This window comes from Occultella gossypii (genome assembly GCF_019947135.1).
GTDB lineage: Bacteria > Actinomycetota > Actinomycetes > Actinomycetales > Beutenbergiaceae > Occultella > Occultella gossypii.
In genome coordinates, this window is the sequence record NZ_JAGSHT010000005.1 from 33,953 (window position 1) to 47,929 (window position 13,977).

At 69.5% G+C, this 13,977-nt stretch carries 15 protein-coding genes; 6 read left to right on the forward strand and 9 right to left on the reverse strand.

Annotated features, from left to right (window positions below):
* Positions 1 to 2: 2 nt before the first annotated feature.
* The 5 genes from KCQ71_RS04930 to KCQ71_RS04950 all read left to right on the forward strand — a co-directional run bounded on the left by KCQ71_RS04930 (position 3) and on the right by KCQ71_RS04950 (position 4,652).
* Positions 3 to 929: a carbohydrate ABC transporter permease gene (locus KCQ71_RS04930; RefSeq protein WP_223403463.1), complete on the forward strand. Its 927-nt coding sequence runs from the start codon at positions 3 to 5 to the stop codon at positions 927 to 929.
* Positions 926 to 1,753, forward strand: coding sequence for a carbohydrate ABC transporter permease (locus KCQ71_RS04935; protein WP_223403465.1), 828 nt, complete (start codon positions 926 to 928; stop codon positions 1,751 to 1,753). Before KCQ71_RS04930 ends, KCQ71_RS04935 begins: the two co-directional genes overlap by 4 nt.
* 29 nt (positions 1,754 to 1,782) lie before the next feature.
* The gene (locus tag KCQ71_RS04940; RefSeq protein WP_223403467.1) at positions 1,783 to 2,946 is read left to right on the forward strand and encodes a M20 family metallopeptidase; all 1,164 of its coding nucleotides are present in this window, start codon (positions 1,783 to 1,785) and stop codon (positions 2,944 to 2,946) included.
* A 33-nt stretch (positions 2,947 to 2,979) separates the two neighbouring features.
* Positions 2,980 to 4,173: an alanine racemase gene (locus KCQ71_RS04945; RefSeq protein ID WP_223403469.1), complete on the forward strand. Its 1,194-nt coding sequence runs from the start codon at positions 2,980 to 2,982 to the stop codon at positions 4,171 to 4,173.
* A 71-nt stretch (positions 4,174 to 4,244) separates the two neighbouring features.
* Positions 4,245 to 4,652: a RidA family protein gene (locus KCQ71_RS04950; protein WP_223403951.1), complete on the forward strand. Its 408-nt coding sequence runs from the start codon at positions 4,245 to 4,247 to the stop codon at positions 4,650 to 4,652.
* Between the two features lie 28 nt (positions 4,653 to 4,680).
* On the opposite strand, the gene KCQ71_RS04955 is transcribed toward KCQ71_RS04950, so the two are convergent.
* The 6 genes from KCQ71_RS04955 to KCQ71_RS04980 form a co-directional block, all read right to left on the reverse strand.
* Positions 4,681 to 5,187 (reverse strand): AAA family ATPase, encoded by a 507-nt coding sequence (locus KCQ71_RS04955; RefSeq protein ID WP_223403471.1) that lies wholly within the window; start codon positions 5,185 to 5,187, stop codon positions 4,681 to 4,683.
* A gap of 97 nt (positions 5,188 to 5,284) precedes the next feature.
* The gene (locus KCQ71_RS04960; RefSeq protein WP_223403473.1) at positions 5,285 to 6,814 is read right to left on the reverse strand and encodes an inositol monophosphatase family protein; all 1,530 of its coding nucleotides are present in this window, start codon (positions 6,812 to 6,814) and stop codon (positions 5,285 to 5,287) included.
* Positions 6,811 to 7,836 (reverse strand): ABC transporter ATP-binding protein, encoded by a 1,026-nt coding sequence (locus KCQ71_RS04965; protein ID WP_223403475.1) that lies wholly within the window; start codon positions 7,834 to 7,836, stop codon positions 6,811 to 6,813. The genes KCQ71_RS04960 and KCQ71_RS04965 overlap by 4 nt, the downstream gene beginning before the upstream one ends.
* Before the next feature lie 46 nt (positions 7,837 to 7,882).
* Positions 7,883 to 8,704 (reverse strand): ABC transporter permease, encoded by an 822-nt coding sequence (locus KCQ71_RS04970; protein ID WP_223403477.1) that lies wholly within the window; start codon positions 8,702 to 8,704, stop codon positions 7,883 to 7,885.
* Positions 8,704 to 9,561 (reverse strand): ABC transporter permease, encoded by an 858-nt coding sequence (locus tag KCQ71_RS04975; RefSeq protein ID WP_223403479.1) that lies wholly within the window; start codon positions 9,559 to 9,561, stop codon positions 8,704 to 8,706. Before KCQ71_RS04975 ends, KCQ71_RS04970 begins: the two co-directional genes overlap by 1 nt.
* Before the next feature lie 110 nt (positions 9,562 to 9,671).
* Positions 9,672 to 10,838 (reverse strand): extracellular solute-binding protein, encoded by a 1,167-nt coding sequence (locus KCQ71_RS04980; RefSeq protein ID WP_223403481.1) that lies wholly within the window; start codon positions 10,836 to 10,838, stop codon positions 9,672 to 9,674.
* A 188-nt stretch (positions 10,839 to 11,026) separates the two neighbouring features.
* Between KCQ71_RS04980 and KCQ71_RS04985 the strand changes: the two genes are divergently transcribed.
* The gene (locus KCQ71_RS04985; RefSeq protein WP_223403482.1) at positions 11,027 to 12,148 is read left to right on the forward strand and encodes a LacI family DNA-binding transcriptional regulator; all 1,122 of its coding nucleotides are present in this window, start codon (positions 11,027 to 11,029) and stop codon (positions 12,146 to 12,148) included.
* Between the two features lie 82 nt (positions 12,149 to 12,230).
* Here KCQ71_RS04985 and KCQ71_RS04990 read toward each other — a convergent pair whose 3' ends face one another.
* The 3 genes from KCQ71_RS04990 to KCQ71_RS05000 are packed head-to-tail and all read right to left on the reverse strand — an operon-like array spanning position 12,231 to position 13,884.
* Positions 12,231 to 12,482 carry a DUF8691 family protein gene (locus KCQ71_RS04990; RefSeq protein ID WP_223403484.1) on the reverse strand — a complete coding sequence of 84 codons (252 nt, stop codon included), beginning with the start codon at positions 12,480 to 12,482 and terminating at the stop codon, positions 12,231 to 12,233.
* Positions 12,479 to 13,198 carry a DUF2306 domain-containing protein gene (locus KCQ71_RS04995; protein ID WP_223403486.1) on the reverse strand — a complete coding sequence of 240 codons (720 nt, stop codon included), beginning with the start codon at positions 13,196 to 13,198 and terminating at the stop codon, positions 12,479 to 12,481. Before KCQ71_RS04995 ends, KCQ71_RS04990 begins: the two co-directional genes overlap by 4 nt.
* Positions 13,195 to 13,884, reverse strand: a complete 690-nt coding sequence (locus KCQ71_RS05000) for a hypothetical protein (protein WP_223403488.1) — start codon at positions 13,882 to 13,884, stop codon at positions 13,195 to 13,197. The genes KCQ71_RS04995 and KCQ71_RS05000 overlap by 4 nt, the downstream gene beginning before the upstream one ends.
* Positions 13,885 to 13,977 lie beyond the last annotated feature (93 nt).

The following is a 13,977-nucleotide window of genomic DNA, read 5'->3' on the forward strand; positions in this document are numbered from 1 at the left end:
CGATGAGCGCAGTGGCGACCGGTAAGCGAGGTTCGCTCTGGCAGGGACTCTCGGACTGGGCGAACCGGCACCGCAAATGGGTGCTCGCCGCACCGGCGATCATCTTCGTGATCGCACTGATGGTGGTGCCGCTGCTCTACACCCTGGTGCTGAGCTTCACCGACGCGCAAGGTTCCATCCAACGGGCCTTCGACTTCGTCTGGTTCGAGAACTACATCAGCATCCTCGGCGACACCGCCCGGTTCTGGCCGGCGGTCTGGCGCACGGTGATCTTCACCGCGGTGGCCGTGACCCTGGAGATGACCATCGGCATGGCCGTGGCGCTGCTGTTGCGGCGCCCGTTCATGGGGCGCGGGCTGGTGCGGGTGGTCATGCTGCTGCCCCTGGTCGCGACGCCGGTCGCGGTGGCGATGATGTGGCTGCTGATCTTCGAGCCGACGGTCGGGTTCGCCAATCAGGTACTCGGCTGGCTCGGGCTGCCCGCGCAGGGCTGGATCTCGGACCCGTCGACGGCGTTGCCGACCCTGATGCTCGTGGACGTGTGGCAATGGACACCGATGGTGATCCTGATCCTGCTGGCCGGACTCGTCGGGCTCCCGGAGGAGCAGCAGGAGGCGGCCCGCATCGACGGTGCCTCGACCTGGCAGCGTTTCTGGCACGTGACCCTGCCGATGCTGAAGACGACCGTCATCGCCGCGCTACTCCTGCGCAGCATCGACGCGATGAAGACCTTCGACCTGCTCTACGTGACGAAGGGCACCGGCGGCGGGTCCTCGCACGAGGTCGAGACCCTGAACATCTACGCGTACGCACTGAGCTTCGACTACAACGAGTACGGGATGGCGGCGGCCCTGGTGCTGATCTACTTCCTGATCATCGTCGGCGTGCTCGTGGTGCTCAACATGCGTCGGAAGGAGAACCGCCGGTGACCACGCGTTCACTCGAGTCCAGAGGTTTCGTCGGGCTTCGGGCCGTGCTCCTGATCGTGTTCGGGCTGATCTGCCTGGCCCCGATCGTCTGGATGGTGCTGGCCTCGTTCAAGACGAACATCGACATCTACGACCCGTCCAGCACGTTCTCGTTCACACCGACGCTGCAGAACTACTCGGCCGTGTTCGCGCAGGCCGACTTCCTCCAGTTCTTCATCAACAGCCTCATCATCGGCGTGGGCTCGACCGGGCTCGCCCTGCTCATCGGCGTGCCGGCCGCGTTCTCCATGCAGCGGTTCGGGATGGCGAAGTCATCCGGTCTGGTGCTGTTGTCCCGGGTGATCCCGCACGTCACCCTGCTGGTGCCGTGGTACTTCATCTTCGCCTCGTTGCAGATGGTGGGCGGCTACAGCTCGCTGGTCATCTCGCACATGTTCATCTCGGTCCCGCTGATCGTCTGGGTGATGATCGGCGTGTTCGAGGGCGTGCCCGAGGAGCTCGAGGAGGCCGCCCGCGTGGACGGCCTGACCCACATCGGGGCCTTCCGCAGGATCGTGATTCCACTGGTGGTCCCCGGTATCGCGACCTCGGCGATCCTGTCCTTCATCTTCTCGTGGAACAACTTCGTGTTCGCGCTGGTCCTGTCCGGGAACAGCACCCGCACCCTGCCGGTGGCGATCTTCAACTTCATCGGGTACGCGAGCATCGACTGGGGCGCGCTCATGGCCGCCTGCGTGAGCATCACGGCGCCGATGATCGTGATGGCGCTGCTCGGACAGAAGTACGTGGTCGCCGGAATGACGGCGGGAGCGGTCAAGGGCTGATGGCAACGCGGATGGGTGACAAGAGCACGATGAACACGGATGCAACGGCACTGCTCTCGGACCTGGTGTCCATCCCGAGCGTGAACCCACGCGGCGGTGCGGAGCCGGCCGAGACCCCGGTGGCCCGGCGAATCGCCGACTGGTGCGCCGAACAGGGAATCACCGCCGAACTCGATCAGGTGGTCGATGGCCGCTGCAACGTGGTCGCCATCGTTCCGGGACGGGACCCGAGGGCCGCCGTGCTCTTCGAGTCGCACCTGGACACGGTCGAGGTGGAGCACATGAACACCCCGCCGTTCACACCCACGGTGCGAGACGGTCGCCTCTACGGTCGTGGCGCGTGCGACGCGAAGGGACCGCTGGCCGCGTTCCTGATTGCGCTCCGCGACATCGCCCGAGCCCCGGAACCACCGGCACAGACCGTGATCGTGGCCGGAGTGGCGGACGAGGAGCACGAGTACAAGGGCGTGCTCCGCCTGCTGGAGAACCTTGCTGGTGAGGCCACTCGGACGGTGACCGGCGCCGTCGTGGGCGAACCCACGGACCTGCGGGTGGTGGTTGCCCACAAGGGCGTGATGCGGTGCCGGATCGTGGTGGCCGGACCCGGAGGGCACAGCTCGCGGCCGTGGGGCCTGGAGAACCCGATCGAGACCATCGCGCGGGTGGTGACGTTCCTCGCCGAGGAGGTCACGCCCTCGCTCACCGCCGCCGCGCATCCGCTCGTGGGTCCGGCCTCCCTCGTGCCCTCCTTGATCAGCGGCGGGACCGGGCCGAACACCGTGCCGAACGAGTGCGCAGTGAGCCTCGACCGACGCACGCTGCCCGGCGAGGACCCCGAGCAGGTGTGGCGTGAGTTGCGCGATCGGATCACGGGCCGGTTCGGCCCGAGCGTCACCGTGGAGCCGCCGTTCCTCACCGACCTGGCCCTGGACAACGACCCCGCCGATCCCTTCGTCGCGGGTGTCCGTGACGTGCTCGGCCGGGCGGGCCGCGACTCGTCGGCGATCGGCACCGGCTGGGGGAGCGACGCGAGCAAGATCGCCGCGGCGGGGATCCCCTCGGTGGTGTTGGGGCCAGGCTCGATCGGCGATGCGCACACGCCGAACGAGTCCATCGATCTGGCCGAGCTCGCCGAGGCGGTCGAGATCGCTCGCGCGCTCATGCGGCTGCCGGCGCCCGCCGGCCTGAGCTGACCGAACATCGAAGCGAACGGAGGGACCACACGCATGGACGACGACGGCGGCTTCACCGGAACGGTGTTCGAGCCCGGCTCAGGGGTCGAGTGGCCGGCGCTCCTGCTGAAGGAGTCGGCGTTGCGGCACAACGCCGACCTGATGGCACGGTTCTGTGCCGATCGCGGCGTCTCGCTGGCCCCGCACGGGAAGACGGCCGTGTCCCCGGAGCTCTGGCAGTTCCAGGCGCAGGCGGGAGCCTGGGGCGTCAGCGTCGCCACGCCGGCTCAGGCGCGCGTGTTCCGGCGAGCGGGTGCCCGGCGCATCCTGATGGCCAACCAGCTGGTCGATGCGGCGTTCGCCCGCTGGGCGCAGGACGAACTCGCCGCAGGCGTCGGGTTCGAGTTCTTCTGCTACGTGGATTCGGTGGCCGGGGTTCGGCTGCTGGAGGCGGCGCTGGACCCCGCCGGCCCGGCGCTGCCGGTGCTCCTCGAGGTGGGCCACGCCGGCGGGCGTACCGGATGCCGGACCCAACACGCCGTCGACGAGGTCGCCCGAGCGGCGGCCGCGTCGGATGCACTGGCCCTGGTGGGCCTCGCCGGCTACGAGGGCAGCGTCAGCCACTCCCGCGACGCCGAGGCGCTCGGTGCCGTGGCCGCCTACTTGAGGGACGTCGTCGGGCACTTCGAGCGGCTTGCCGCGGCAGGCCTGCTCGACGGCGGTGCTTCCGAATACCTGCTCAGTGCCGGCGGGAGTCTGTACTTCGACGTGGTCGCGGAGGTGTTCGCTCCGGTCCGCGTGGCCGGCCATGCCGTGCGCACCGTGCTGCGCAGTGGCGCGTACCTGACGCATGACCACGGCCTCTACGAGCGGCTCTCACCTCTGGGCGCCGCCGAGGGCGGCGGCTTCGTCGCCGCAGGTGAGGTGTGGGCGCAGGTGCTGTCCGTTCCGGAGCCGGGCCTGGTGATCCTCAATGCCGGACGGCGCGACCTGCCCTACGACCAGGGCCTGCCGACCCCGCTGGGGCACGGCACCGGCAATGATCTCCGGCCGCTCGAGGGTGCCGAGATCGTCGAACTCAACGACCAGCACGCCTTCATGCGCACAGCGGCGGGCGCCGAGCCCGCCGTGGGCAGCCTGGTGGTGCTGGGCACGTCCCATCCCTGCACGCTCCACGACAAGTGGCCCCGTGCTCTCCTGGTGGACGACCAGTACCGCCAGGTGGGCACCGTCCACTCGTACTTCTGAACCATCCGTTCATCCCACAATCCGGCGATCCCGTCGGAGGCAACCCATGCACGACCCACTGGAGGTTGGTCATCATCGTGAAGAAGGCGCTCTCGACTACGAAGGCACCTGCCGCAGCTCACTCCTTCTCGCAAGGAGTGCACGCGGGGGACATCGTTCAGGTCTCCGGGCAGGGCCCGCAGGATCCCGAGACGGGGCAGTACCTGCACGCCGGAGACGTCGGCAGGCAGACCACCCAGACGCTGGAGAACGTGCGGCACGTGGTCGAGGCGTCGGGCGGAACGTTCGATGACGTCGTCTCCCTTCGCGTGTTCCTGACGGACCAGTCGAACTTCGCCGGGATGAACGAGGCGTACGAGGCGTTCGTGAAGGAACACGTGCCCTCTGGCGCACTGCCCGCACGCACCACCGTGTTCGTCGGTCTGCCGTGGCCCGAGATGCTGGTCGAGATCGACGGGATGGCCGTGCTGGAGCGCTGACGCCGGCCGGACCGACACCCGCGCCGACCTACTGACGGCTGCTTGCCTCGCATCGGCGAAGGATCTCGTCGACGACCTGCTCGATCGGTGCGGTGGCATCGATGGCAACGCCGTCCGCTGGGACGTCCTCGTTCGTCTGGTGCCAGCGGATGATGAGGGCGCGTTCCGTGGGCTGTCCGCCACCCCACTCCTCGTCCGGTCGCTCGTCGAGCCGCCGAGTCAGGGTGGCGAGGTCGACGTGGAGGACGAAGACGCCGTCGAACAGGTCGATGAACTTCGGGAAGTTCCGGGAGCCGCCACAGAAGAAGGTGGCGGCGTGGTCCCGGTCGGCGACCAGGGCTCTGACCTTGCAGACGTCCCAGATGTGGTGCTCGTGCCCGAAGCCCGCCGTGGGTTCACCGGTCTCCGGGTCCCCTCGGTAGGCCAGCTCCCGGTCGCCGTGGATCGCGTGGTGTCCGCGCCGCTGCAGCTCGTCGCACACGGTGGTCTTGCCGGTGCCGGAGAGACCCTCGATCAGATAGTTCCGCCTGCCCATGGGCCGGAACGTAGCACCGGGGGCTCACCGGGGTCACCGGGAATTGCCTCGGCCGCCTCCACCCGGAGAGGCGCAACGATCCGCACCCCCGCGGGACCTAACTGCTGGGACAAGCCTGCCACTGTGCCCAGAGCGCCTTGGCGGCGCGCTCGTCGGCCCCCGCGATGATCGCGCTGCCGACGGGGTGCGGGTTGGGGTTGCCGTCGTCGTCGAGCACCGTGCCGCCCGCCTCGAGGACCACCAGCGCGGCGGCCGCGTGATCGAGCGGGCTGTATCGGTGGATGATCGCCGCGACCCCGCGACCCATCGCGATCCCGGACAGGGTTGCGGTGCCGGAGCCGGGGATCCGGACCGTGCAGTCGCGCTCGCCAAGGGCATCGATCAGGTCGTGCATCCCGGGCCACGTTCGAGCACCGTTGAGTTCGGTGATCACCAGTGCACCCGAGAGGGGGTCGGCGCCATCCGTCGGTGTCGTCGTCAGGCGTCGTCCGGCTCGCCAGGTGCCCCGGCCCTCGACGGCGAGCACCGGGACCGGCGCGGCGACGCCGTCGACCGTTCCGCCGACCGGGTCGAACACGACCCCGACCACGGGCCGACCATGCTCCACGAGCGCCAGCGAGAAGCTGGTCCAGGGGAAGCCGTTGGCCAGGTTGGCGGTGCCGTCGACCGGGTCGAGGTACCAGCACGGCCGAGTGCCGTTCGCGGACCCGCCGTACTCCTCACCGACCACGTCGTGCTCAGGGAACTGCGCGCGCAGCACGGCTTGCACCCAGCGCTCGATGCCGCGGTCGACCTCGGTGACGTGATCGGCGGGACCGGTCTTCGTCTCGACGGTCTGGATACCGTCACGGCGGGCGTGCGCAGTCATTTCGGCGGCTTGCTCGGCCAGTTCGAGTGCGATCGCGGTCTGCCGGGCGCGTTGGTCGACCGCATCCGCCTCGGTGCCGGCGCGGACCGTGAGGGCTCGGTTCGTGGTGATCGAATCCACGCCGAGCGCCGCCAGATGGGCCGCCTGCGCCGGGTCGTCGACAGTCCACACCGCGACCTCGACGCCGTGTGTGTGCACGGCGTCGACGAAAGCAGCTCCGACCAACAGGTGTTGCGCGTTGACGACGCTGACGCCGTCGAGGTCCTCCGCCGCGGGCGGCTCGGGGGAGTACCACGCCGTCCAGATCGCCGCGGCAGGGTGCTGCTCCTTGATGCGTGCCATCGCCTGTGGGTCACCGCACCACGCGATACCGGCATCGGTGGGGGTCTCGGCGACCACGCGAGCGGCCGGCCCGGCGACATCGGGGTCGTCGATGTCGATCAGCAGGGTGCAGCCGGTCCCGTGCAGCGCCCGGAGCGCGTCGGAGAGCAGCGGGATGCGCCGGTCGCCGCCGCCGAGCTCGACGACCTCGTCGAGCGTGACGTCGGTGATGGCGCGCGGATCTGACCAGAGGCGTTCCAAGGTGGCGTCGTGCAGCAGCACCACGGCGCCGTCGCGGGTGACGCGGACGTCGATCTCGATCCACGTGAGGCCGGCGCCGATCGCGGCGGCAACGGCGGCGAGCGTGTTCTCCCGCGCGCCGCCGTCGGCTTCGGCGTGCAGGCCGCGGTGGGCGACGAGGCGAGGGGAGCCGCTCACGCCGACACCGTCACGGGTGCTTCGTCCAACGTGCCGTTGCGGTAGCGGAGCGCGCGGGTGATCCGCACACCGACCTCGTCGCCCGGTGCCGGTGCCTCGCCGGTCACGAACGCGCGGAGATCGGTGCCGCGGACCTCGATGGCGACCTCGGAGTAGTGCCCGTGGGGGAGAACCCGGGTGACGACGCCGGGCATGCCCTCGGGGTCGACGCGCACGTCCTCCGGTCGCACCACCCACTCGACGCCGGGCTCACCCTCGCCGAGGTCGAGCGCGCGAACCTTGTTGCTCGAGCCGATGAAGCCGGCCACGAACTCCGTGGCCGGCGCCCGATACAGCTCGGCGGGTGTGGAGACCTGCTCGATCTTGCCTTCGCTCATCACGGCCACCCGGTCGGAGATGGACAGGGCCTCCTCCTGATCGTGCGTCACCAACACCGTGGTGATGCCCATCCGCTGCTGGATGTCCCGGATCTCCTCACGCACGCGCACGCGCAACTTGGCGTCGAGGTTGGACAGCGGCTCGTCGAGCAGGAGCAGCTTGGGGCGTTGCACGAGCGCGCGGGCCAGCGCCGCGCGCTGCTGCTCACCGCCCGAGATGTGAGCCGGGCGGGAGTCGGCGTGGTGCGACAGCCCCACGAGTTCCAGGACCTCCGCCACCCGCTCCTTGATCTGCGCTCGCGGGACTCGAGCGACCTTCAGCGGGAAGGCGACGTTCTTCGTGATCGTCATGTGGGGCCACAGTGCGTAGTTCTGGAAGACCATTGCGCTTGGTCGGCGCTCCGGTCCGAGTGAGGTGATCTCGGCGCCGTCGACCTCGACCCTGCCCTGATCGGGGAGCAGGAACCCCGCGATCAGGCGCAGTGTGGTGGTCTTGCCGCAGCCCGAGGGGCCCAGCAGCGACACCATCTCGCCGGGGGCGATGTCCAGGTTCAGGTCGTCGACGATCGTGCGTCCGCCGAGCACTTTGGAGATGCCGGACAGCCGCAGGCCGGGCACCGTGGACCCACCGGGGTCGGTGCTCACGGGTGTGGCAGCGGACGCGGCCGTGGAAGGGATCGTCACATCGGTCCTAACGGATCTGGAAGCCCTCGGCCAACTGCCCGCCCATGATGTATCGGCGGGTCAGCAGCAGCAGGACCACGGAGGGGATCGACAGCAGGAGCGCGAACACGGCCGCGACCTGCGTTGGGTAGTTGAGCACCAGCGAGTACATCTCGGTGGGCATCGTCATGTACGACGGCGCCCCCACCAGGTAGGTGCCCTGGGCCTCGTCGAAGGAGGCCAGGAAGCTCATCACGCAAGCGACGAGGATGCCGGGCAGTGCCAGCGGCAGGGTCACGGTCCTGAACACCCGGATCTTGCCGGCACCGGCATCACGGGCCGCCTCCTCGAGTGATCGCGGCACCGAGGAGAAGGCCGCCGCCGGGATCCAGGTCATGAACACCACGGTGCCGATCAGGTGCACGATCACGATGCCGAGCGTGGTCTCCATCAGGTTGAGCCCGTAGAACACGGTCGCCATCGCGACGAACAGGCCCATCTTCGGGAAGGCGTTGGTGGCGAAAAGGCCAACCAGGAAGATCCTGCGCCCGGGAAATGAGAACCGCGAGAACGCGTAGGCCGCCGGAAGGCAGACGATCGCGGACAGCAACACGGTGACCGGTGCGAAGAACAGCGTGTTCTGCATCGCCGCGAACAGCTCGGGCTCGGCGAACACCACCCGCCACCAGTCGAGCGTGAGGCCGTCGGGGAGCAGGTTCGGGTAACGCCAGCGGGTCGCGAACGCGTGCATGCCGAGCCAGATCAAGGGACCGAGGATGAACCCCGCGACCAGCACGATGAGTCCGGCGGTGAGGATCCGACCGCCCAGGTTGCGCGCCATGGTCGGCATCAGACGCGTCCTTCCTGCTTGGCGGAACGGAAGTTCGCCCACACGTACATGGCCGCCACACCGGAGGCGACCACGAACACGATCACGGCGACGGCCGCCGCCTGCTGCGGCTGGTTGAAGGACTGGAAATACTTGCTGATGTCCACACCCAGCTGTTGCGGCGCGTTCGGACCGGTGAAGTACGGCACCGTGAACTGCCCCAGCACACCGATCGCGGTGAAGGTTCCGGCGATGATCAACGGGATGGCGGCCATCGGCACCAGCACGCGGGCCACGATCGTTGCCGTGCCCGCGCCGGCATCGCGTGCGGCGTCGATGAGGGCATCGGGGACACCCTGCATCCCCGAGGCGGCCATCAGCAGCGCGAACGGCAGATTCACCCAGACCGAGGCGATGATCACGCCCGTCACGGTGAACCCGAAGATCGGAGCCTCGGCCCCGAACTGTGCGAACAGGCTGCGCACGAAGCCATCGCCCGAGTAGAAGTTCAGGATCGCCCAGGAGGCGATCACGACCGGGATGAACAACGGAATCACTCCCAGGCCGGAGAGCATCGTGGACGCCCAGCCGGCCCGCAGGCGCAGCAGCACTGCGATCCCGATCGCCATGCCCAGCACCAGCAGCGTGGTGACGACCGTGACCAGCACGGTCGCCGCCAGGTCCCGCGGGAACCGGGGGTCGGCGAACAGCATCGCGTAGGCCTCGCCGGTGATGAGGCCATCGGCCGTGAACACGTCCTGGCCGATCATGGCGGCCGTGCGGTTCAGTCCACCCGTCATGCCGAAGCTGAAGCCGACCGCCAGCAGCACCGGCACGCCGACGAACAGCAGGATCACCAGCACCGGTGGCAGCGCCATCGAGAAGCCCACCGTCGAACGGCGTCGTGACGCACGCCGCGCGGCGCTGCTCGGTCGCACCCGTTCAGGAGCCCGGGGTGCGACCGCTCCTGTTGTCTCTTCTGCTGCGGTCACGGTACGAGCTGGTCCCAGAGGTTGGACATGTCGTCGTTGTTCTCGCTGTAGTAGCCGGGACGCAGCGCACTCGGATCAGCGTCCGCGAACTGCGCGGCGACGTCCTCGGGCAGTTCGTCGAGGGCGATCACCGGGTAGCCCGAGATCTGCTCGGCGATGATGGTCTGGCCCTCGGGGCTGAGCACGAAGTTGACGAGGTCGATCGCACCCTCGGTGTTGTCGGCAGTGCGCGGGATGCCCAGGTAGGACGCGCTACCGGTGAAACTCGGGTCGCTGATCTGTGCGTAGTGCACGTCCTCGGAGATCAGGCCGGTCTCCACGGCGGTGATGAACTGGTCGCTCCACACCGGGGCCATCGAGATGGACCCGTTCCCCAGGAGCTCCAGCACCTGCGAATTGCCGTTGGGGTAGACGCCGCCCTGGTAGACCGACGCGCCAAGCTCGGCGAGCCGATCGAAGCCCGGCGTCCAGCTCTCCTGGAGCGCCTCGTCGTAACCGACGCGCAACCCGTCCTGCTCCTCCTGGGTGAGGTAGCTGTCGAGCACCGTCGTCACGAAGGCGCCTCCGGAGCCACCGGTGGAGGGTGAGTTGTAGGCGAACTGGCCCGGGTTGGCCTCGATCCAGGTGAGGAGCTCCTCGAGGGTGGCCGGCGGGTTGTCGATCACCGTGCTGTCGTAGGCGAGGAGCACTGACGAGGCGCGGTAGGGGATGCCGACGCCCTTGCCCGCGGTGATCGTGTTCTCGGGGACGGTGGCCAGGCCGCTGACCGTCGCAGGGTCGACCTCCAGCAACGTACCGGCCTCGGCCGCGCTGGAGATCACGAAGCCGGCGTCGACGAGGTCGAACCCGGGGTCGTCACCGGCTTCGGTCGCGGTGACGAGCTTGGCGACGGTCTGCTGGTCGTGCTCGCCGTGCAGGTCGAGCGTGACGTCCACCTGGACGTCCGGGTTCGCCTCCTCGTAGGCGGGGATGATGCCCTGCTCCCAGAGGTCGACCAGGTTGGTGTCACCGGAGATGAAGACGGTCACGGTCGTCGTGCCTTCGCTGCCCTCGTCGGTGCCGTCGTCTCCGGCATCGCTGGAGGAGACAGGTCCGCAGGCGGTGGCGAGCGCGACGGTGCAGATGCCGGCCAAGCCGACTGTCAGGAGACGCTTCGAGATCACGATGATGGTTCCCTTCGATGGCGATCGAGTGGCGCTGCGACTTCCATCGCAACGTTGCTATGGAAAGCCGCGCGAGTGTCGGCCGCATGAACGCTGAGCGACGGCGAACCGTAGAGCGAAGGAACTCATCGCAACGTTGCGATCGACGAATCTTCAGAAGGTATCGCATCGTTGCGATGGGCGCTAGGGTGAGCGCGTCGAAAGGGGTCATGATGGCCGGTCGGGGACGCCAGGGGCGCGCGACGATCGCCGACGTGGCGGCCGCTGCCGGTGTCTCGACGTCGACGGCGTCCCTCGTCTATCGCCGTTCGGAGCGCGTCTTGCCGGACACCCGGGCCCGGATCCTGGCCGCGGCCGAGCAACTCGGCTACCAGGGCCCTGACCCCGTGGCCTCGTCGCTACGGAGCGGCCGGAGCGGGATCATCGGGATCGTCATCGCCGAACGAGTCCGGCAGGCCTTCCAGAACCCGGTCGCGGTCGCGACGATGGATGGGCTCTCGGATGTTCTCGACGGCGAGGGGTTCGGCCAACTGTTGCTCTCGGGCGGTGCGGAGCCACCGGAGGGCCGCCCGAACCCGCTGCGGATGCTGCCGGTGGACGCCGTCGTGTTCGCCACCCGTGGTGAGGAGTTCGACCACCTGCTGCCGCTCGTGCGCGCCCGTGGCGTCCCGATCGTGGGGATCGAGGGGCCGCACGCCGAAGGAGTGATCCTGGTCGAGGTCGACGATGTCGGGGGGATGGCCGCGATGGCCGCTCACGTAGCTGAGCTGGGGCACCGCCGGGTCGGTGTCGTGATGCGCACGACCAGGCTCGGTCGTGACGGCGCACCCGGACCGGTGGAGCCGATCGGAACCCGCCTGGAGCACATCAGCAACCGGACCATCCGCGGCCGTCTCGAAGCCGTGCAGAGCGTGTTCGGCGACGCACTGCGGGTCGAGTCGGGCGGGCGTGACGTCGCCGCGGGCGCGGCCGCCGCGCTGAAACTCCTCGACCGTCCGGACCGGCCGACGGCGGTGCTCGCCCAGAACGACGCGCTCGCCGCAGGCGTCCTCCAGGCCGCAGCAACGCTCGGGCTGGAGGTCCCACGCGACCTCACGGTGACCGGTTTCGACGGCGTCGACATGGCCTGGCTCGGTCGTCACCTGACAACCGTTCGCCAGCCGCTGCACGAACGTGGCCGCCGCGCCGGAGAACTTGTCTCGGCGCTGCTCAGAGGTGAGGACGTCCCGTCCAGCACGTTGCTACCCGTCGAGCTCATCGCGGGCGAGACGGCGGGTCCGCCTCCCGTTGACCGTCGAGCACGGCCTTGACGGTCCCGCCCAGGCCATGGATCACGAGGTGGCCGAGCGAACTGGCGACACCGCTCCCGGCACGGCGACGGTGGCACCGGAATTAACGAGTGTCGGCATCCCGTGCGCCGTCCGAGGTCGGCTCGGCGAGCCCGAGCGAGAGGATGGTAGCGCCGATGTCCCGGAGCGAGGCGAGGACGGCGTGAAGGTGGGCCTGATCGGCAACCGGCCCGGTCAGGGTGCTGGTGCCGTCGCCATGCCGGGTGATGGCGAGGTTGCCAAGCAGGCCGGACCAGTGGTCGTCCAGGTGACCCTCGACCCGCAACCGGTAGGTGCTCGGCCCGGACGTACTCATGGCAGGACCCTCGCCCGAGCGACGTGACCGTGGTGGCCGGGGCGGCGCGACCGGCGCGCGGGACTGCGCCTTCGGATGACCCACTCCGCCACGGCGAGGTTGATCACCCAGCCGGCTCCCTTGGCGAGGTCGCCGCTGACCTCCCCGGCGCCGAAGACGGCGAGGCTGATGCCCTCGGTGAAGGCCTGGGTGCCGGCGGCCAGTCCGATCGAGTAGGCGCGGATCATCCAGGCGCGGTGGGCGGGGATGTCGCGGCGCCTTACGGCCGCGAACCCGAGGATGAGGAAGGCGGCCATCGCGCTGGCGAAGACCAGCCGTGACACGTACAGCAGGTCACCGGTGCCGGGCTTGGCCGCGTACAGCAGCGTCATCCAGAGCGCGGACCCGGCGACCAGCAGTCCGGCGACCGCCAGTGCCCGGCCGGCGCGCCGGTGCCACGCGAGGTGACGGCGCCGCAGCCGCGGCAGGAACTGGAAGGCACCCACGAGGGCGTACAGGGCGGCGCCGACGATGTGCACGACCAGCGGCGCGGTGGAGGCAGCGAACCGGGCGTCGGCCGCGATCACCTCCGGCCCACCGGCGAGCTGGACCAACCGGAGGGTACCGGCGACGAGCGGGATCGCGCTCAGCGCGATGAGGGCGACCGGGACCGGCCAGCCGGCCGCCCGGGTGGGCGCGCCGACCGGCCTGGCCGCGGTTGTCGCGGGGGCGTTCACGGGACCGCAGGCTCACGGACCGGGGCGACGGGCGCCGTCGGGGCGGGCGAGCGGTCAAGGCTGCGCCACAGCGAGACGCCGAGGCCGATCAGGGCGATGCCGACCGGGACGGCGAGCGGCCGGTTGAACCCTTCAGGCAGCACGGCGAGGGCGGCGGTGCCCAACGTCCCTACGGCGAGCAGGATCGCGGCCCAGCGGGCCAGGATGCCGGTGCGGAACAGGGCGATGCCGAACGTGAGCCCGCCGACCAGGTAACCGACGCCGGCGAGGTTCAGCACGGTCTGCATCCCGCCGATGTCACCGGCCGGGGTGCCGCCGGCGGCGGAGACGAGCACGTCGTTGACATACCCGGGCTGGCTCCCGACCACCGTGGGCAGGACGGTCGCGGCGATGACCTCGGTGGCGAACATGGCCAGGTATCCGGCGGCGAAGAGCAGGTAGCCGACCAGGCTGAGCCATGCGGGCCACCCGACGCGGCGGCGGGTGTGCAGGTACATGCCGGTGATGCCGGCCAGCGCGAGGGCAGCCATCACCGCCTTCGCGGTGGAACGGACCACCCACTCGGTGGTCTCGACCGAGGCCGCGACCATCGGAGGGTGGTTGATCTGGACGACGATGAAGATGGCTCCGGCGGCCGCGGCTGCGACGCCGGCGGCCTTGGTCAGGCCGGTGCTGGTGATGGTCATGGCGTGCTCCGTGTGGTCCGGGCCGGGGGAGTCCGGCGATGTTCCAGACGCTACGGAGCGAGTTGGTGAGGGGACATCACCAGATGATGTGAC